General features: G+C 78.6%; 19 protein-coding genes and 1 pseudogene. 5 read left to right on the plus strand and 15 right to left on the minus strand.

The features are described 5' to 3' along the window. Positions 1 to 74: 74 nt before the first annotated feature. Entirely contained in the window at positions 75 to 2,612 is a 2,538-nt protein-coding gene (locus tag E9529_RS07505) for a DEAD/DEAH box helicase (protein WP_236830516.1), read from the plus strand. A 24-nt stretch (positions 2,613 to 2,636) separates the two neighbouring features. Here the strand turns inward: E9529_RS07505 and E9529_RS22960 are convergent. The 7 genes and pseudogenes from E9529_RS22960 to ssd all read right to left on the minus strand — a co-directional run. Beyond that, positions 2,637 to 2,963 (minus strand): annotated as a pseudogene (locus E9529_RS22960) (Rv3654c family TadE-like protein); the annotation flags it as partial. Next, positions 2,960 to 3,334 carry a TadE family type IV pilus minor pilin gene (locus E9529_RS07510; protein WP_236830518.1) on the minus strand — a complete coding sequence of 125 codons (375 nt, stop codon included), beginning with the start codon at positions 3,332 to 3,334 and terminating at the stop codon, positions 2,960 to 2,962. The pseudogene E9529_RS22960 and the gene E9529_RS07510, both read right to left, overlap by 4 nt. Before the next feature lie 2 nt (positions 3,335 to 3,336). Next, positions 3,337 to 3,597, minus strand: a complete 261-nt coding sequence (locus E9529_RS07515) for a DUF4244 domain-containing protein (RefSeq protein ID WP_236830520.1) — start codon at positions 3,595 to 3,597, stop codon at positions 3,337 to 3,339. Between the two features lie 112 nt (positions 3,598 to 3,709). After that, positions 3,710 to 4,120, minus strand: a complete 411-nt coding sequence (locus E9529_RS07520) for a type II secretion system F family protein (RefSeq protein WP_236830521.1) — start codon at positions 4,118 to 4,120, stop codon at positions 3,710 to 3,712. A gap of 162 nt (positions 4,121 to 4,282) precedes the next feature. After that, entirely contained in the window at positions 4,283 to 5,068 is a 786-nt protein-coding gene (locus E9529_RS07525) for a type II secretion system F family protein (protein WP_236830522.1), read from the minus strand. Further along, positions 5,065 to 6,204, minus strand: coding sequence for a TadA family conjugal transfer-associated ATPase (locus E9529_RS07530; RefSeq protein WP_236830523.1), 1,140 nt, complete (start codon positions 6,202 to 6,204; stop codon positions 5,065 to 5,067). The genes E9529_RS07525 and E9529_RS07530 overlap by 4 nt, the downstream gene beginning before the upstream one ends. Next, the gene (gene ssd / locus E9529_RS07535) at positions 6,201 to 7,265 is read right to left on the minus strand and encodes a septum site-determining protein Ssd (RefSeq protein WP_236830524.1); all 1,065 of its coding nucleotides are present in this window, start codon (positions 7,263 to 7,265) and stop codon (positions 6,201 to 6,203) included. Before ssd ends, E9529_RS07530 begins: the two co-directional genes overlap by 4 nt. 125 nt (positions 7,266 to 7,390) lie before the next feature. On the opposite strand from ssd, the gene E9529_RS07540 reads away from it, so the two are divergent. Then, positions 7,391 to 8,230, plus strand: coding sequence for an HAD family phosphatase (locus E9529_RS07540; RefSeq protein ID WP_236830525.1), 840 nt, complete (start codon positions 7,391 to 7,393; stop codon positions 8,228 to 8,230). Between the two features lie 2 nt (positions 8,231 to 8,232). On the opposite strand, the gene E9529_RS07545 is transcribed toward E9529_RS07540, so the two are convergent. Further along, complete coding sequence (locus E9529_RS07545; protein WP_236830526.1) at positions 8,233 to 9,201, minus strand: aldo/keto reductase; 969 nt, start codon at positions 9,199 to 9,201, stop codon at positions 8,233 to 8,235. A 10-nt stretch (positions 9,202 to 9,211) separates the two neighbouring features. Further along, positions 9,212 to 10,000 carry an oxidoreductase gene (locus E9529_RS07550; protein WP_236830527.1) on the minus strand — a complete coding sequence of 263 codons (789 nt, stop codon included), beginning with the start codon at positions 9,998 to 10,000 and terminating at the stop codon, positions 9,212 to 9,214. Between the two features lie 65 nt (positions 10,001 to 10,065). Here E9529_RS07550 and E9529_RS07555 point away from each other — a divergent pair, with 65 nt between their 5' ends. Beyond that, on the plus strand, positions 10,066 to 10,617 hold the full coding sequence (locus E9529_RS07555; RefSeq protein ID WP_236830529.1) for a histidine phosphatase family protein: 552 nt from the start codon (positions 10,066 to 10,068) through the stop codon (positions 10,615 to 10,617). Positions 10,618 to 10,632: 15 nt separating this feature from the next. On the opposite strand, the gene E9529_RS07560 is transcribed toward E9529_RS07555, so the two are convergent. From E9529_RS07560 to def, 6 genes are all read right to left on the minus strand, one after another. Beyond that, positions 10,633 to 10,845, minus strand: a complete 213-nt coding sequence (locus E9529_RS07560) for a hypothetical protein (protein WP_236830530.1) — start codon at positions 10,843 to 10,845, stop codon at positions 10,633 to 10,635. Positions 10,846 to 10,927: 82 nt separating this feature from the next. Next, positions 10,928 to 11,443, minus strand: a complete 516-nt coding sequence (locus E9529_RS07565) for an FKBP-type peptidyl-prolyl cis-trans isomerase (protein WP_236830531.1) — start codon at positions 11,441 to 11,443, stop codon at positions 10,928 to 10,930. Between the two features lie 131 nt (positions 11,444 to 11,574). Further along, positions 11,575 to 11,904 (minus strand): tetratricopeptide repeat protein, encoded by a 330-nt coding sequence (locus E9529_RS07570; RefSeq protein ID WP_236830532.1) that lies wholly within the window; start codon positions 11,902 to 11,904, stop codon positions 11,575 to 11,577. A 41-nt stretch (positions 11,905 to 11,945) separates the two neighbouring features. Next, positions 11,946 to 13,124 (minus strand): glucose-1-phosphate adenylyltransferase family protein, encoded by a 1,179-nt coding sequence (locus E9529_RS07575; protein WP_236830533.1) that lies wholly within the window; start codon positions 13,122 to 13,124, stop codon positions 11,946 to 11,948. Between the two features lie 45 nt (positions 13,125 to 13,169). Next, on the minus strand, positions 13,170 to 13,709 hold the full coding sequence (locus tag E9529_RS07580) for an FBP domain-containing protein (RefSeq protein ID WP_236830534.1): 540 nt from the start codon (positions 13,707 to 13,709) through the stop codon (positions 13,170 to 13,172). A gap of 43 nt (positions 13,710 to 13,752) precedes the next feature. Continuing rightward, positions 13,753 to 14,310 (minus strand): peptide deformylase, encoded by a 558-nt coding sequence (gene def / locus E9529_RS07585; RefSeq protein WP_236830535.1) that lies wholly within the window; start codon positions 14,308 to 14,310, stop codon positions 13,753 to 13,755. Between the two features lie 50 nt (positions 14,311 to 14,360). Between def and E9529_RS07590 the strand changes: the two genes are divergently transcribed. Together E9529_RS07590 and E9529_RS07595 are read left to right on the plus strand one after the other, a co-directional pair. Continuing rightward, complete coding sequence (locus E9529_RS07590; protein WP_236830536.1) at positions 14,361 to 15,305, plus strand: cobalamin biosynthesis protein; 945 nt, start codon at positions 14,361 to 14,363, stop codon at positions 15,303 to 15,305. A 249-nt stretch (positions 15,306 to 15,554) separates the two neighbouring features. Next, entirely contained in the window at positions 15,555 to 17,000 is a 1,446-nt protein-coding gene (locus tag E9529_RS07595; protein ID WP_236830537.1) for a PLP-dependent aminotransferase family protein, read from the plus strand. The last annotated feature ends 166 nt before the right edge of the window (positions 17,001 to 17,166 follow it).

Below are 17,166 nucleotides of genomic sequence, written 5' to 3' on the forward strand. Positions count from 1 at the left end.
CTCCGTGTGAGCCCCTCCGCCCCCGTGTTCTCCGGGGCCGCCGGGAGTTGCGCCGGGGTGTGACAGTGGGGTCCGTGACCACGCTCCACCCGGTCCGGTCGGCTCCCCCTCCCGGCACGGACGAACGGTCCGGGGGTGGCGTGGCGTCCGGTGGGCAGGTGCCGGGCGGCGGCGAGCTGCTGACCGCCCTGCTCGCCGGCACGGCCGAGGACGAGCAGCCCGTCACCCACGTCCACCACCTGCCGGTGCGCGAGAGCCGCACCGCCGGCTGGCCGGGGTGGGTCGAGCCCGGGCTGCGCGACCGGCTGGTCGCCCGCGGCGTGCGCGCCCCGTGGCAGCACCAGGTGGCGGCGGCGCAGGCGGCCCGCGACGGCCGGCACGTCGTCGTCGCGACCGGCACCGCCTCGGGGAAGTCGCTGGCCTACCAGCTGCCGGCGCTGTCCCGGCTGGCCGAGGACCCGCGCGCCTGCGTCCTCTACCTCGCCCCCACCAAGGCCCTGGCCCGCGACCAGCTGGCCTTGGTGGCCGAGCTGGCCGACCCGTCGGTGCGGCCGGCCGCCTACGACGGGGACACCCCGGCCGAGGAGCGGGACTGGGTCCGGCGGCACTCGCGGTGGATCGTCACCAACCCCGACATGCTTCACCGCGGGATCCTGCCGGCCCACCAGCGCTGGTCGAGCACGCTGCGCCGGGTCGCCTACGTGGTGATCGACGAGTGCCACGCCTACCGCGGCGTCTTCGGGTCGCACGTGGGCCACGTGCTGCGGCGGCTGCGGCGCATCTGCCGGCGCTACGGCGCCGAGCCGGTGTTCGTGCTCGCCTCGGCCACCGTCGCCGACCCGGCCGCCGCCGCCACCCGGCTGGTCGGCGCGGAGGTCGTCGCCGTCACCGACGACGGCTCGCCGCGCCCCGGGGCCACCTTCGCGCTGTGGGAGCCGCCGCTGACCGAGCGGACCGGCGAGCACGGGGCGCCGCTGCGCCGCTCGGCCGCCTCCGACGCCGCGGGGCTGCTCGCCGACCTGGTCGAGCGCGGCGCCCGCACGCTGGCGTTCGTCCGGTCCCGCCGGAGCGCCGAGTCCGTGGCCGAGCAGGCCCGCCGGCTGCTGCACGACCGCGGCCGTCCCGACCTGGTGGCCCGGGTGGACTCCTACCGCGGCGGCTACCTGCCCGAGGAGCGCCGGGAGCTGGAGCGGGCGCTGTCGGCCGGCGACCTGCTGGGCGTGGCGACCACCAACGCCCTGGAGCTCGGCATCGACATCGCCGGGCTCGACGCCGTCGTCCTGGCCGGCTACCCGGGCACGCTGGCCTCGTTGTGGCAGCAGGCCGGCCGCGCCGGGCGGGCGCAGCGGGAGTCGCTGGTCGTCTTCGTCGCCCGCGACGACCCGCTGGACCACTACCTGGCCCACCACCCGCGGGCGGTGTTCGGCCGGCCGGTCGAGGCCACCGTGACCGACCCGGCCAACCCCTACGTGCTGGGCCCGCAGCTGTGCTGCGCCGCGGCCGAGCTGCCGCTGGTGCCCGAAGACCTCGCCGACTTCGGCGGTCCGGTGGCCGAGGCGCAGCTCGAGGAGCTGGTGGCCGCCGGGCAGCTGCGCCGCCGCCCCGCCGGCTGGTACTGGGCCGGGCGCGGCCGACCCGACGTCGACATCCGCGGTAGCGGCGACGAGCCCGTGGCGATCATCGAGGCGGGCACCGGGCGGCTGCTGGGCACCGTCGACGGCGGGGCCGCGCACTCGACGGTGCACGAGGGCGCGCTCTACGTGCACCGCGGCGACACCTTCGTCGTCGACGAGTTCGACCTCGACGACGCCTGTGCCGTCGTGCACCCGGAGAGCCCCGACTGGACCACCGTGGCCCGCGACGTGACCGACCTGTCGATCGTCTCGGTCGAGCGGACGCGGCGGCTGGGCACGGTGACCGCGCACACCGGCGTCGTCGACGTGACCAACCAGGTGGTGGCCTACCAGCGGCGGCGGCTGGGCACCGGCGAGGTGCTGGCGGAGTTCCCGCTGGACCTGCCGCCGCGCCAGCTGCGCACCAAGGCGGTCTGGCTGACCCTCGACTCCGAGGCGGTGCAGCGGGCCGACGTGGACGACGCGGCGCTGCCCGGATCGCTGCACGCCGCCGAGCACGCGGCGATCGGCATCCTGCCGCTGCTGGCGACGTGCGACCGGTGGGACCTCGGCGGGTTGTCGACGGCGGTGCACCCCGACACCGGCACCGCCGCGGTGTTCGTCTACGACGGGCACCCGGGCGGCGCGGGCTTCGCCGAGCGCGGGTACGCGGCGCTGCGCCGGTGGCTGCAGGCCACCCGGGCGACCGTGGCCAGCTGCGAGTGCGAGGCCGGCTGCCCGTCGTGCGTGCAGTCGCCCAAGTGCGGCAACGGCAACGACCCGCTGGACAAGGCCGGCGCGGTGCGGGTGCTCGACGTCGTGCTGGACGAGCTGGTCGCGGCCGACGAGCGCCCGGCGGCGGATGACGGCACGGACGACGGGGACGCCTCCGACGACGGGGAGGACGCGCCCGCGGGGACGCCGGTCCCCGCCGGACCGCCGGCCACCGCGGTCGCCGGTGACCCGCCCGGGCCGGCCGAGGAGGACCTCGTCTTCTGACCCGGCGGGCACCGGCCCGGCGCGCGCCCGGCCGGTGGCGTCGTGCACGCCCAGCCGGCCCAGCCGGAGGGCGACGCGGACCTCGACCGCCACGACCGCCCCGGGCCCGATCCGGCAGCCCACGAGGTCGGCGCCGTTGGCGGCGGCGACCTCGGCCGCCGCACCGCACGGCGCGGGGTCGCCGAGCACCGCCCGGCCGGCTGCGGCGAGCGCGGCGAGGTCCGCCGCCGTCCCGGCCCGGTGGCGGGTCACCGTGGCCAGCCCGACCAGCACCGCACCGGCGGTGACGGCGACGAGGACGGCGGTCAGCACCACCACCCACACCGTGGCCGAGCCGCGCTCGCCGCTCATCCCGGGACGCTCGCGGCAGGCTCCCGCCACGCGACGGCCTCCGCCGCCACCGTGACCCGCCAGGGCAGCGGCCCCAGCGGGCGCACCTCGGCCGTCACCGTGACCCGGACCTCCTCGCCGGTGCCGCTGAGCCCGGTGCGCGCACCGGCCGGCGCGGCCCGGCCGGCCCACTCCGCCACGACCGCGGCGCCCTCCCCGCGCGCCGCCGCCCGGGCGCCCTCCCGGGCGGCGTCGACGCAGCGGAGCTGGGCACCCACCACGGTGACGGCCGCGACGGCCCCGGCCAGCACGAGGAGCAGCACCGGCAGCACCACCGCCGTCTCGGCGGTGACCATCCCGGCCTCGCCCCGCCGGGGCCCCCGGCGTCGCACGCTCAGGAGAGGGTGGCCAGCGCGGCCTCGACCAGGTCGGTGAGGCCGTCGACGATGCTGTCGCCGGAGACCACGCGGTACAGCACGGCGGCGAAGGCGCAGGCGGCCACGGTGCCGACGGCGTACTCGGCGGTGCTCATCCCCGCCTCCGCCCGGCTCCGCAGGCGGGCCAGGCGACCCGGGCGGCGTCCGGGGGCAGCGGGCTGGGGGGCGATCGGCTCGGAGGCGGTGGCAGGGGCGTGGGTGGTCTGGTCGGCGGTCATCGCGGTCCTCTCGGTCGGGCCCCGGCGGGGCGGTGCCCCGAGCCTCCGGGGCGGGACGGGCCGGTCCCAGCCGCGCGCGCGATCTGTGGAGGAGGGCGGGCGCTGTGGACGCTCAGCCGAAGACGTCGCCGGCGATGCCGAGGACCAGCGGCACCACGCCCAGGCAGACGAACGCGGGCAGGAAGCACAGCCCGAGCGGGGCCAGCACCCGCACCCCGGCCCGCTGCACCGCCGCCTGGGCCTGCGCGCGGGCCGCGGCGCGGGTCTCCCCGGCCAGCGCGTGCAGCGCCGGCACCGCGGCGGCGCCGGACTCGCCCGCCCGCACCAGCACGCGGGCCAGGCCGCCGAGCTCGGCCGGCTGGCCGGCCCACGCCCGCCGCGGGGGAGCACCCATGCGGTGCAGCGCGGCGACGCCGTGCAGCCGCCGGCCCAGCGGCCCGGGCACCGCCCCGGCGACCGCGGCCAGCGCGCCGGCGAGCGGCAGCCCCGCCCCCAGGCAGGCGGCGAGCAGCTCGCAGGCCACGGGGAGCTCTCGCAGCAGGGCGGCCCGCTCCTCGGCGTCCCGGTCGGGCGCCGCGGCATGCAGCGCCCGCGGCCACCCGGCGCACCCGCTCCCCGGCCACGGCCGCGCCGGGCACCCACAGCGCCACCGCCGCGGCGAGCAGCAGCACCGGGAGGGCGACGGTCACCGCGCCACCCGGCGCACCAGGCGACCGGTCCACGCGACGCCGGCCACCTCGAGGAGCACCCCGGCCACCAGCAGCCCCTGCCCGGTCGCCGTGGTGGTCAGCACGTGCCAGGGGTCGGCGCCGACGCCGCTGCCCATCGCCAGCCCCAGCACCGGTAGGCCGGCCAGCAGCCGGGCGCTCGCCCGGGGCCCGGCGGTGGCCACGAGGAGCTCCCGCCGCCGCGCGAGCCGGGCCCGCAGGTCGCCCTCGACCGCGGCCACCACCGCGGCCAGCGAGCAGCCGGTGCGGCTGCCGAGGGCGACCGCGGCCGACAGCCGGGCCAGCGCGGCGGGCGTCCCGTCGGCGTCGTCCTGCGTGCCGTCCCCCTGCGCTGCCGGGGCGCGGACGGCCCGCACCAGCGCCGAGCCGACGACCGGATCGGGGCAGTCGGCGGCGGCCGAGCGCACCGCCTCCGCCAGCGTCCGGCCCGCGCGCAGCTCCGCCGCGACGGCACCCAGCGCGTCGGCGAGCACCGCCTGGCGGGTGACGTCACCGGCGGCCCGGCGGCCGGTCAGCCGGGCCTGCGCCGCGAGCCCGGCGCAGCCGGCGGCGAGCGCCGCGACGAGCGGTGTGGCCAGCAGCGCGCCCGCCCCGCCCGCGGCGACCGCGGCCACGACCGGCAGCGGCACCCGCCAGCGGAGCCCGGCGGCCGGACCGGGGCGGTGCAACCGCCGCCGGGCGACCGCGCGCCTGTCGGGCCACAGCAGCACCGCGCCCGCCACGGCCAGCAGCGCCGCGCTCACGGGCCGGCCAGCAGCCGCCGGAGGGCGTCACCCGCCGGGCAGGCCCCGCCGTCGGCCCGCCAGCCCGGCTCCACCACCACCAGCTCCCCCTGGCGGCGCAGCAGCCCGATCTCGGACACCTGCCGGCCGGCGGCCGTGCGCCGGAGGTGCAGCACCACGTCCAGGGCGGCCGCGGTCTGGCTGTGCACCGCGGCACGGCCCAGCCCGGCGGCCACGCCCAGCGCCTCCAGCCGCGCCGGCACCTCGGCGGCCCGGTTGGCGTGCAGGGTGCCGCAGCCGCCGTCGTGCCCGGTGTTCAGCGCGGCGAGCAGGTCGACCACCTCCGCGCCGCGCACCTCCCCCACCACCAGCCGGTCGGGACGCATCCGCAGCGCCTGCCGCACCAGGTCCCGCAGGCCCACCGCGCCGGCGCCCTCCACGTTGGGCGGCCGGGTGAGCAGCCGCACCACGTGCGGGTGCGGCGGGGTGAGCTCGGCGGCGTCCTCGCAGAGCACCAGCCGCTCGGCCGCGTCGACCTCGCCCAGCAGCGCCGAGAGCAGGGTGGTCTTGCCCGAGCCGGTGCCGCCGGTGACCAGGAAGGCCATCCGCCGGGTCACCACCGCGCGCACCAGCGCCCCGCTCTCGCCGGGCAGCGCCCCGCCCGCCTCCAGGTCGGCCAGCGCCTGCGCGCACCGGCGCAGCACCCGCAGCGAGAGGCAGGTGCCACCCGCCGAGACCGGCGGCAGCACGGCGTGCAGCCGGGTGCCCCCGGGGAGACCGACGTCCACCCACGGCGCGGCGTCGTCGAGGCGGCGCCCGGCCGAGGCGGCCAGCCGCACCGCCAGCCGGCGCACCGCGTCGTCGTCGGCGAAGCGGACGCCGGCAGCGCGCTCCAGCCCGGCCCCGCGGTCGAGCCACACCTCGCCGGGCCCGTTGACCAGGACGTCGGTGACCCCGGGCAGCCGCAGCAGCGGCTCCAGCGGCCCGGCGCCGGCCAGCTCGTCGGCGGCGTCGCGCGCGGCGAGCAGCACGTCGCGGTCGCCCAGCAGCCCGCCGGCCTCGGCACGCACCAGCGCGGCCACCCCCGCCCGCGAGGGCACCTCGTCGACGACGGCGAGCCGCGCGCGCACGCGGTCCAGCAGCGACGGCTCGGTCACCGGCCGGCGACCTCGGTCAGCAGCCGCCGGGCGACGACGGCGAGCGGCGACCGCGGCTGCGCACCGGGCGGCTGCCCGCGCTCGGCCCGGGCGACGGCACCCCGGTCGTGCGGCAGCTCGGCGACCACCGGCCGGCCCACCACCTCGGCGACGTCGCCGGCCAGCAGACCGCCGGGCTGGGTGCGCACGACCAGGCGCGCCGCCGACCACGGAGAGCCCTCGGCCCCGACCAGCTGCCGGGCGGCCGTGGCGGCGCGCAGCCGCGCGGGCACCACCAGCACGGCGAGGTCGGCGTCGGCCAGCACCTCCTGCGCCGCGCGCCCCGGGCCCGCGCAGCCCGGGCGGGGCAGGTCGACCACGACGGACCGTCCGGTGCCGCGGCCGGCCGCCACCACCGCGCCCAGCGCCGCGTCGGGGATCGGTGCCGCGCCGGCCCGGTCGGCGGAGACGAGGTGGACGCCCCCGACCCCCGGCAGCGCGGCCAGCAGCGCGTCGCCGGCCACCTCGCCGCGGAGCCCCGCCAGCTCCGGCCAGCGCAGCCCCTCGGCGAGCTCCGCCCCCAGCAGCAGGTCCAGCCCGCCGCCCCAGGCGTCGGCGTCGACCAGCAGGGCACCCCCGGGGGCGGCGAGGGCGACCGCGGCGGCCAGGGTGCTCGCGCCCGCACCGCCGCAGGCACCGCCCACGGCGACGAGGCGGCCCCGCTCGGCCGGCGCCCGGACCGCCGCGGCGCAGCGGGAGAGCAGCCACCCCTCGTCCGACGGGAGCACCGCGACCCGCTCCGCACCGGCCTCGACGGCCGCCGCCCACCCCTCCGAGGGGAGCTCGGCGGGGGTGACGACGACCACCCCCGGACGGCGGGGCAGCGCGCGCAGCACCCCGGTGGCCAGCGCCTCGGCGCCGACCAGCACCAGCGCCGCCTCCCGGTGCGCGCGCCGCAGCGCCGGGCCACCGGTGGCGAGCTCCGCCTCGGCACCGGCGGCCGCGACCAGCCGCAGCAGCTCGTCGAGGAGGTCCTCGTCGGTGCTGACCACGAGGAGGCGGGAGGGCGGTGGGGCGGGCACGGGGCGAGCCCACCGGACCCCGGGCGGCCGGGACCAGCACGGGAGCAGAACTGTGGATGACCCCTTCGGGTGTGGACACCGTCCACCCCGGTCCGCTACCTGCCGATCCAGCTACCGTGGCTCACGTGTCCCGCTCCGCGGCGTTCTTCGACCTGGACAAGACGGTCATCGCGAAGTCCAGCACCCTGGCGTTCGGACGCCCGTTCTTCAACGGCGGGCTGATCAACCGCCGGGTCGTGCTCAAGACCGCGTACGCGCAGTTCGTCTTCTCCCTCGCCGGAGCCGACGCCCAGCAGATGGAGCGGCTGCGCACCCAGCTCACCGCGATGGTGACCGGCTGGGACGCCGCCACCGTGCACGAGATCGTGCGCGAGACGCTGCACGAGATCGTCGACCCGCTGGTCTACGCCGAGGCCGCCGACCTCATCGAGGAGCACCGCGCCGCCGGCCGGGAGATCGTCATCGTCTCCAGCAGCGGTGCGGAGATGGTCGAGCCGATCGGCGAGATGCTGGGCGTCGACCGCGTCGTCGCCACCCGCATGGTGACCGAGGACGGCCGGTACACCGGCGAGATCGAGTTCTACGCCTACGGCGAGAACAAGGCCGAGGCGATCCGCCGGCTCGCCGCCGAGGGCGGCTACGACCTGGCCGACTGCTACGCCTACAGCGACTCGATCACCGACCTGCCGATGCTCTCCGTCGTCGGCCACCCCACCGCGGTCAACCCCGACCGCGGGCTGCGCAAGGCCGCGCTGCAGCACGGCTGGCCGGTGCTGCGGTTCGAGCGGCCGGTGAGCATGCGCTCCCGCTTCTCGGTGCCGCCCGCGCCGGTGGTCACCGGCGCCGCGATGGGCGTGGGCGCCGCCGTCGTCGGGCTGGCCTGGTACGCCCGGCACCGGGCGCTGCGCGCCGGGCTGCTGCCCGACGACCCGGCCCCGGGCCGGCGTCGCCGCCGCGGCGCCTGAGGTCAGCGCCCGAACCGCTCCCGCAGCCCGTCGACGAGGGTCCGGACGCCGGACACCGGGGTGAACGCCCGCGCGGCCGCGGTCAGCGCCGCCACCTCGTCGTCGGCCAGCGCCAGCTCGTCGGCCGCGGCGTTGAACTCCAGCTGCTCCACGCTGGAGGCGCCGGGGATGACCACCACCCGCGGCTGGGCGACCAGCCAGGCCAGCGCCACCTGCGCGGGGGTGGCGTCGTGCGCGTCGGCCACCTGGCGCAGGACGTCGAGGAGCGGCTCGACCCGGCGCAGGTTCTCGGTGCCGAACAGGGGGTTCACCGCGCGCACGCCCCCGGGCCGGTTCCCCACCGAGTACTTCCCGCCGAGCAGGCCCTGCGCGAGCGGGCTGTAGGCGATGACCAGCCGGTCCTCGCGCTCGGCGAAGGGCACCAGGTCCTCCAGCGGGCCGGCGTGCGCCAGGGAGAACTGCACCTGGTTCGCGACCACCGGGGCGCCGAGCGCGGCGTCGGCGGCCCGCCAGCGGTCCAGCGGGTAGTTGGAGACGCCGGCCGCGCCGATCCGCCCCTCGTCCAGCAGCGCCCGCAGCCCGGGCATCGTCACGGTGTCGGGCACCACCGGGTTGGGCTGGTGCACCTGGTAGAGCGGGATGCGGTCCACGCCCAACCGGCGGGCGCTGCCGGCCCAGCGCTGCTGCACCACCTTCGGGAAGGGCGCCACCGGGAAGATCTTGCTGGCGAGGACGACCTGGTCGCGCTCCTCCCCCAGCGCCTCGCCGAGGATCCGCTCGCTGCGGCCGAAGCCGTACACCTCGGCGGTGTCGAACAGCGTGATGCCGAGCTCGCGGGCCCGGCGCACGATGTCGCGGGCGGCCCGGTCGGCGTAGCTGTCGCCGTACCCCCACTCGCGGGACCCGAACTGCCAGGTGCCCAGACCGATGCGGCTGACGGGGCCGAGCCCCGGGACGTCGAGGGTGCGCATGCCCCCAGTCTCAGCCGCGGAGCAGGCTCTCGCAGATGGCCAGGCCCTCCAGGGCGCCGTGCTCGGTGGCCCGGCAGCAGTGCACCAGCCAGGCCGCCACGCCCTCGGGGCTGCCCGCCGCGTAGCCGGCGAGCGCCTCGCCGTAGGCCTCCCGCCCCAGCTCCGCGAAGCCGACCTCGGGCACCGAGACCGCCTTGGGGTCCAGCCCGCGGGCGATCCCCGTCAGCCGGGCCGCGCCCCGGGCAACGACGCCGTCGGCGGTGCCGAACGGGGCCAGCGCCGCGATCTCGCCGTGCACGAGCGCGGCGACCAGCACCGCGGGCACGGCGGTGGGGGCGCCGGCCAGCGAGAACAGCCCGGCCAGCCGCGGACCGGCGTGCGGGGCGGGGCGGCCGAGGTCGGCCCGGTCGGTGAGGTCGGCGGCGGCCAGCACGTGCAGGCGGGCCAGCACCTGCCCGGGCGCCCGCGGCCACGTCTCGACCATCGAGCCCAGCCCCGCCGAGACCCGCAGCGCACCCTGCACCACCGGGTCGTGGACCGACCCGGCCCGCAGCTCGGCGAGCGGCACGTCGACGCCGGCCAGCGCGGCCGAGGCGCGGGCCCCGCGGAGCGCCGACTCGGTGCTCACCCCGGCGGACTCCCGGCGCAGCACCCGGTGCCCCAGCAGGCGGTCGACACCCGCCCGCGCCGCGTCGGCGGCGTCCCGGACGCCCGGCAGGTCGAGCAGGGGGGCCAGCGGATCCGGGGCGCCCGGGGCGGTCGCGGGACGGGCCGCGCCGGGGCGGACGGGGATGCTCACACCCACGACGGTACGAGGCGGCGCGCGCGGGCCCGCGGACCCCTGCCCTACGCTGCCTCCTTGCCATGGCCCGACCCCTCACCCTGCTGCTCGTGCGCCACGGGCAGAGCGAGTGGAACGCGGCCGGCCGCATGCAGGGCCAGGTGGCCCACGTGCCGCTGACGCCCCTGGGCCACACCCAGGCCGAGGCGGCCGCCGCGGAGCTGGCCCGGCTGCGGCCGGGCGTGCTGCTCTCCAGCGACCTGCTGCGGGCGGTGCAGACCGCCGAGCACTGCGCCCGGGCCACGGGGCTGCCCTTCACCACCACCCCCGCGCTGCGCGAGCAGGGCTACGGGGTGCTCGAGGGGCGGCCGTCCCGGGAGCTGTGGGACGTCGTCGACTGGTCCGACGCCCACTGGTCCGCCGAGGGTGGCGAGAGCCTGGCCGAGCTGCACGCGCGGGTGGCCGCCTACCTCACCCAGCTGTGCGCCGAGCCCCCGGCCGACGTGGTGGCGCTGGTGACGCACGGCGACACCATCCGCGCCGCCCAGGCCGTCGCGGCCGGGCTCGGGCCCGACGCGATGCCCGCGGTCACCCCGCACAACGGCACGGTGACCCGGCTGGAGATCTGCGAGTGAACCCGGCGGGCCAGCTCAGCGCCCGCGGAGGAGGCCCTGCACCATCCGCCCGATGCCGCCGCCGGAGGTGGGGGCCGCGCGGCCGCGCCCGGTGCCGCGGCGCGCGGAGGTCGCGCGGCCCATCCCCCGCCCGGCGGCAGCACGGCCCGTGCCCCGCCCGCCCCGAGTCGCGCTCTGCGCCGTGCCCATCAGCTTGCCGAGGATGCTCATGCGGGTGTCGGTGCCCACCGGTGCCCCGCCGGAAGCGCCGCCGGGCCGGCGGACGCGCGCGCCGTGACAGCCCGCGCAGCCGCCGGTGCGGAACGCCAGGTCAGCCGCTGACCTCCACCAGGTCGACCACGAAGACGAGCGTCGAGCCGCCCGGGATCGGCCCGCGGTCCTGGTCGCCGTAGCCCAGCTCGCTGGGGATGGTGATCACGCGGCGGCCACCGACCTGCATGCCGGCGATGCCCTGCTCGAAGCCCGGGATCACCTGGCCGGCACCGAGGGTCACCGGCAGCGTCTCGTCCGCGCCGCGGCTCCAGGACGAGTCGAACTCCTCGCCCGTCTCGTAGAAGCCGCCGACGTACTTCACCGCGACGGTGGTGCCCTCCACGGCCTCCTCGCCGCCGCCCCGGACGACGTCCTCGACGACGAGCTCGGTCGGGGCCGGGGCGTCCGAGGCCGGGACCTGCGGGGCCTCCGAGAGGTCGGTGCTGATCTGCTCGGCGACCACCGAGGTCGGCTCCTGGATCGAGGAGCCGGTCCCGTCCTCCCCGCCGCAGGCGGTCAGCACGAGGGCGAGGGCGAGGGCGAGCAGGGTGCCGGGCACGGTGCGGCGGGTCATCGGATCTCCTGGACGAGCGGGCGCTCGGATCGGGGTGGGGGACGGCCGGCGCGCGCCGCGGGCAGGGCCACGGGGCGGCGCGGCCCTGCCGCCATGCTCCCAGAGCGCGCCGCCGGGGCCGGCCAGCCCGGTCAGGCGGCGCCCAGGGCGTCGGCGACCCGGTGGTGCACCGCCGCCTCGCCGCCCCGGCTCTGCCGCTCCAGCGTGCGGGCGAGGGCGCGGCGCGCCCACCCGTTGCTCGGCGCCAGCTCCACCAGCCGCGCCAGCGCCGCCTCGGCCGGCCCCAGCTGCGCCGAGCCGAAGTAGGCGCGGGCCAGCAGCTCCAGCGCCGCCTCGTTGCGCGGTTCGGCGTCCACGACCGGCTGCAGGATGCGCGCCGCCGCGTCCGGCTGCCCCATGGCGAGGAGCAGGTCGGCGCGGAGGAACTCCGAGTGCAGGTCGATCTCGAACGGCTGGGTCATGCCGCCTGCAACGCCCGCCCGCGGCGGCGGCTTCCCGCCGGTCACCCCTCCGGCTCGGGGAACCGGGCCCCCGCGGCGAGCTCGGTGCCGCCGGCGACCCGCGCCGCCCGGCCCACCAGGGTGATCTCGCCGTCGCCGCCGATCGACGCGCCCCGCCCGACGTCCACCCCGTCGTCGAGGACCGCCCGCGTCACCGTCGCGCCCGCGCGCACCCGGACGCCGGGGAGGAGCACCGAGTCGACGACGGTGGCGCCCCGCTCGACCACCACGCCCGGGGAGAGAGCCGAGCCGCGCACGTCGCCGGAGATCCGGGTACCGCCGGCCAGCAGGCTGTTCTCGATCCTCCCGTCGTCGAGCACCCGGGCGGCGCTGTGCCGCCCGCCCCGCGTGTGCACCGGCCAGCGCGGGTCGTCGAGGTCCAGGGGCGGGTCCTCGTCGAGGAACTCGCGGTTCGTCCGCCAGTAGGACTCGATGGTGCCGACGTCGCGCCAGTAGCCGTCCAGCGGGTGGGCGCGGGCGAGCCCGTCCTTCGTCTGCGCCGGCAGCAGGTGGTCGCCGAGGTCCTCCAGGCCCTCCTCGCCGACATCGCGGCTCAGCGCCTCGAGCCGGTCCAGCGTGGGCTGCGGGGAGAAGACGAACACCTCGTTGGTCGCCGTCGTCGTCGCCGGGTCGTCGGGCTTGTAGGCGTAGCCGGTCACCCGCCCCCCCTCCCCGACCTCGACGATGCCGTAGCGGGAGGCGTCGTCCGGCTCCACCTCGGTGGTCACCATCGTCACCTCGGCACCGGAGCCCAGGTGGCTGTCGACGACCTCGCGGTAGTCCAGCTTGTAGACGGCGTCGGAGCTCACGACCACGAGCGCGTCCGGGGCGAACTGCCGGATCAGCTCGGCCTGCCGCCACAGGCCGTCGGCGGTGCCCTCGGTGAAACCACCCCGCTCGCTGCCCTGGAACGGCGGCAGCATCATGAGGCCGCCGTTGGTGCGGTCCAGGTCCCAGGGGCGACCGCCGCCCAGGTGCTCGTTCACCGACTGCGGCTGGTACTGCACCGACACCCACACGTCGGAGATCGCCGAGTGCTCGCAGTTCGACAGCGGGAAGTCGATGAGCCGGTAGACCCCGGCGAACGGCACGGCGGGCTTGGCGCGGGTCTCGGTGAGCAGCTCCAGCCGGTTGCCCTTGCCACCGGCGAGCACGAGCACGAGGGTCCGCGGGAGCGCCATGGGCGGCTGGCTACCCCGCCGGGGGCCGGTCCACCCACCGGCCGGTCAGGGCCGGCGCACCGAACCCAGGAATCCCCGCACGCGCTCGCGCAGCTCGAGAGCCCGCTCCGCGACGACCTCGTCGGGGTCGCGGTCGCTCAGCCACGGCGGGATCTCCGCGCGCACCCGGGTGGAGCAGCGCAGGTCCGCGCAGATGTAGGTGCCCACGGTGTTGCCGTTGCGCCCGGCCTCACCGGTGCGGCGGGCGGTGAACAGCGAGACGGCGTCACCCGGCTGGGCGGTCTGGCAGAGCAGGCACATCGCCGTCGTGCGGCCGGACATGCTGCTCTCGGCGGCGCGGACGGCGATCCCGACGGTCTCGCCGTCGACCTGCGCGACCAGGTAGCCCCGCAGCGGCGCCTTCGGGTCGCGCCAGCCCAGCACCTCCTGCTCGGCCCAGTCGAGCCCGTCGAGGTCCTTGGGCAGCGTGAGGGTCTTCGCCTCGCCGCGCGAGCAGTTGACGAACGAGCGCCGGATCTCGGCCTCGGTCAGCGGTGTCACGGGTGGTGCCTTCTCTCCTGCGGTGCGGGTGCCGGCGGAGATCATCGGCGATCCTCCCGGCGCGCTCACCTGGTTTTCCGCTGCGCGATCAGGCGGGGAGCTCCCCACCGGGGCCGGCGGCCTCGGCCAGCAGCCGCTCCCGCAGTTCCGCCGGCAGCCGGTCGACGTAGACGGTGCCGTCGAGGTGGTCCACCTCGTGCTGCAGGCAGCGGGCGGCCATGCCGGTGGCCTCGATCGACACCGGGTCGCCGTGCAGGTCGACCCCGTCGACCCGGGCCCGGAAGGCGCGCGGCAGCTCGGCGTAGGGCCCGGGCACCGACAGGCAGCCCTCCTCGGTGACCTCCTCGGCGGGGTCGTCGCCGACCGGCTGGAGCACCGTCAGCACGGGGTTGACGACGTAGCCGACGACGTCCTCGCCGTCGGCGTCCGGGCAGTCGATGACGAACACCCGGGCGTCCACGCCGATCTGGTTGGCGGCCAGCCCGACGCCGTCGGCGGCCTCCATGCTGGCGAACATGTCGAGCACCAGCCGCCGCAGCGCGTCGTCGAACGCGGTCACCTCGGTGCAGCGGCGGTGCAGGACCGGGTTGCTGCCGTAGGTGACGATCGGCCGGGCGACGCCGTCGTAACGGCCGAACAGGCGCATGCGCCGATCCTAGGGAGGGGGTGCCGGCCCGGGCTTGGCACCATGGCGCGGTGCGCCCGAGCTCCGATCCCGCGACCGCCCTGGGGCTGGCCCTCGGCGCGCTGGCCGACCTCGCGCTCGCCGACCCGCGGCGGGGGCACCCGGTGGCCGGCTTCGGGCGGGCCGCCGCCGCGCTCGAGCGCCGAACGTGGCGCGACTCCCGCGCGGCCGGCGCCGGTCACTGGGCCCTGCTCGTCGGCGGCGCCACCGCGCTCGGGCTGGCCGCCGACCGCGCCACCCGCTCCCGCCCCGCGCTGCGGACCGCGGTGACCGCCGCGGCGACCTGGGCCGTCCTGGGCGGCACGTCGCTCGGCCGGGTGGCCGCGCGGATGCACCGGGCCCTGGCCACCGGTGACCTGCCCGCCGCCCGGGCCACGCTGCCCGCGCTGGCCGGGCGCGACCCGAGCGGGCTCGGGTCCGGCGAGCTGGCCCGCGCGACGGTGGAGTCGGTCGCCGAGAACACCTCCGACGCCGCCGTCGCCCCGCTGTTCTGGGGTGCGGTTGCCGGCCTCCCGGGGCTGCTGGGCTACCGCGCGGTCAACACCCTCGACGCCATGGTCGGCCACCGGTCGCCGCGGTACGCCCGCTTCGGCTGGGCCGCCGCCCGCGCCGACGACGTCGCCAACTGGCTGCCCGCCCGGGCGACCGCGGCGCTGACGGTCGGCTGCGCGCCCCTGGTGGGCGGGTCGGCCACGGGCGCCCTGCGCGCCTGGCGCCGCGACGGCGCGGCCCACCCCAGCCCCAACTCCGGGCGCTGCGAGGCCTCGCTCGCCGGTGCGCTCGGCCTGCGCCTGGGCGGCCGCAACGTCTACGGCAGCAGGGTCGAGGAGCGGCCGGCGCTCGGGGACGGCCGGCCGCCGGTCCCCGCCGACGTCCCGCGCGCCGTGGCCCTCTCGCGCACGGTGTGGACCGCCGCGGCGACGGCGGCGGTCCTGGCCCGCCGGTCGCGCCGCTGACGACGCCGGTCGAACGCGCCGCGCGGCCGGGCGAGCACCGGGAAGCCCGCCGGGTCGACGCGGGGATGGCTGGCCGGCGGATCACCCGGGCCGAGGCCACCCCGCAGCGTGACGCGGAGCGTGGCCACCGACAGGTAGCCCAGCCCGAGCAGGACCAGCAGCAGCGCGACGGTTCCGCCTGCATCCATGACCAGGAGAGTGGCATCGTCCACGCTGGCTTTTCGCAGGCCAATCCGGCATGGTGGCCGCATGCCACCCGGATCGGAGCGGTCCACCGCGGCCAGAGAGCTCGCCACGCTCGTCGGCCCGGTCGCGGGGCTGCCCACGCCCCTGTACGCGGGGCTGGCGCGCCGGGTCCGCGACCTGCTGACCGCCGGGGCGCTCCCCTCGGAGGTGCGGCTCCCCGCGGAGCGCGAGCTGGCCGGCGAGCTGGACGTCAGCCGGGTCACCGTCGCCTCGGCGTACCGGGTGCTGCGCGAGGAGGGGTTCGCCCGCACCCGGCACGGGTCGGGCACCGTCACCGCGCTGCCGGAGGCGCCGTCCGGCTGGACCCCGCCGAGCACCACCCCGGGCGTGCTCGACCTGGCCCACGCGGCACCGGAGGCGGCGCCCCAGCTCCTGCCCGCCTACGAGCAGGCGCTCGCCGAGCTGCCGGCGCACCTGCCCGCCCACGGCTACGCGCCCAGCGGGCTGCCGCAGCTGCGCGCGGCGATCGCCGGCTGGTTCACCTCCCGCGGGCTGCCCACCGACGCCGACCAGGTGGTGGTGACGGCGGGCGTGGGCGACGCCGCCGCCCTCGCCCTGGACACCCTGCTGGAGCCCGGTGACCGCGTGCTGGTCGAGCACCCCACGTACCCGGGCGCGGTGGGCCTGGTCGCGGCGGCCGGTGGGCGCTGCGTCCCGGCCGCGGTCGACCCCGCCGACCCCGACGCGCTCGTGCGCACCGCGCAGCTGGTGGCCCGGCAGAGCAGCCCCCGCCTGGCGTACCTGATGCCCGACTGCTCCAACCCCACGGGCATCGCCCTCTCGGCCGCCGGCCGGCGGCGGCTGGCGGCCACTCTCTGGCAGCACGGCGTGGTGACGCTGGCCGACGAGGTCTCCACCGGCCTGGAGCTGGACGCCCCGACCGCGCCGCCGTTCGCCGCCGGCGTGCCCGACGCGGCCACGGTGACCGTCGGGGGGCTGTCCAAGGCGGTCTGGGGCGGCCTGCGCATCGGCTGGCTGCGCACCGAGGCCGGGCTGGCCACCCGGCTGGGCGAGGCGCTGAGCCGCCGCCAGCTCTCCGTCGGGGTGCTCGACCAGCTGGCCGCCACGGTGCTCGTGCGGCAGCTGGACGAGATCCTCGAGCAGCGGCGCGCCCTGCTCCGCGAGCGGCGCGCCGTCCTGCTGGCCGAGCTCGCCGAGCAGCTGCCCGGCTGGACGGCGCCGGTCCCCACCGGCGGCCTGGCCGTGTGGTGCCGGCTGCCCCCCGGGACCAGCTCGACGGCGCTGACCGCGGCCGCCGCGGAGCACGGGCTGCTGCTCGCCGAGGGCCGCGCCTTCGGCACCGGGCACGCCTTCGACGACCACCTCCGGCTCCCGTTCACCCTGCCGCCGGACCGGCTGCGGGCCGCCGTCGGGGTGCTGGCCCGCCTGGACCGGGCGGCCCGCCCGCCCGCGGCCGCCGGGCCGCCGCGCCCGCTGACCGTCGTCTGAACCGTGCTGGCGGGCACCGCCGGGCCGACGTACGGTCTCCGTGTTCGGGAGGTCCGGTCCCGCGTGGGGCCGGGGTGCCGGGCGTCGAGCACCCGGCGTCCCGCGCCTGCCGGTCACCGGCACGCCTCCGTCCTGGAGGTCGACCATGTCCTCGCCGCCGCTGTCC

This window comes from Blastococcus sp. KM273128, from assembly GCF_021698975.1.
Taxonomy (GTDB): Bacteria; Actinomycetota; Actinomycetes; order Mycobacteriales; family Geodermatophilaceae; genus Blastococcus.

Bases quoted from the DNA above. Each gene is read 5' to 3' on its own strand.
- E9529_RS07545 (WP_236830526.1), bottom strand. From the start codon at position 9,201: ATGCGCACCCTCGACGTCCCGGGGCTCGGCCCCGTCAGCCGCATCGGT.
- E9529_RS07565 (WP_236830531.1), bottom strand. From the start codon at position 11,443: ATGACCCGCCGCACCGTGCCCGGCACCCTGCTCGCCCTCGCCCTCGCC.
- E9529_RS07555 (WP_236830529.1), top strand. From the start codon at position 10,066: ATGGCCCGACCCCTCACCCTGCTGCTCGTGCGCCACGGGCAGAGCGAG.
- E9529_RS07580 (WP_236830534.1), bottom strand. From the start codon at position 13,709: ATGATCTCCGCCGGCACCCGCACCGCAGGAGAGAAGGCACCACCCGTG.
- E9529_RS07575 (WP_236830533.1), bottom strand. From the start codon at position 13,124: ATGGCGCTCCCGCGGACCCTCGTGCTCGTGCTCGCCGGTGGCAAGGGC.
- E9529_RS07595 (WP_236830537.1), top strand. From the start codon at position 15,555: ATGCCACCCGGATCGGAGCGGTCCACCGCGGCCAGAGAGCTCGCCACG.
- def (WP_236830535.1), bottom strand. From the start codon at position 14,310: ATGCGCCTGTTCGGCCGTTACGACGGCGTCGCCCGGCCGATCGTCACC.
- E9529_RS07515 (WP_236830520.1), bottom strand. From the start codon at position 3,597: ATGACCGCCGACCAGACCACCCACGCCCCTGCCACCGCCTCCGAGCCG.
- E9529_RS07570 (WP_236830532.1), bottom strand. From the start codon at position 11,904: ATGACCCAGCCGTTCGAGATCGACCTGCACTCGGAGTTCCTCCGCGCC.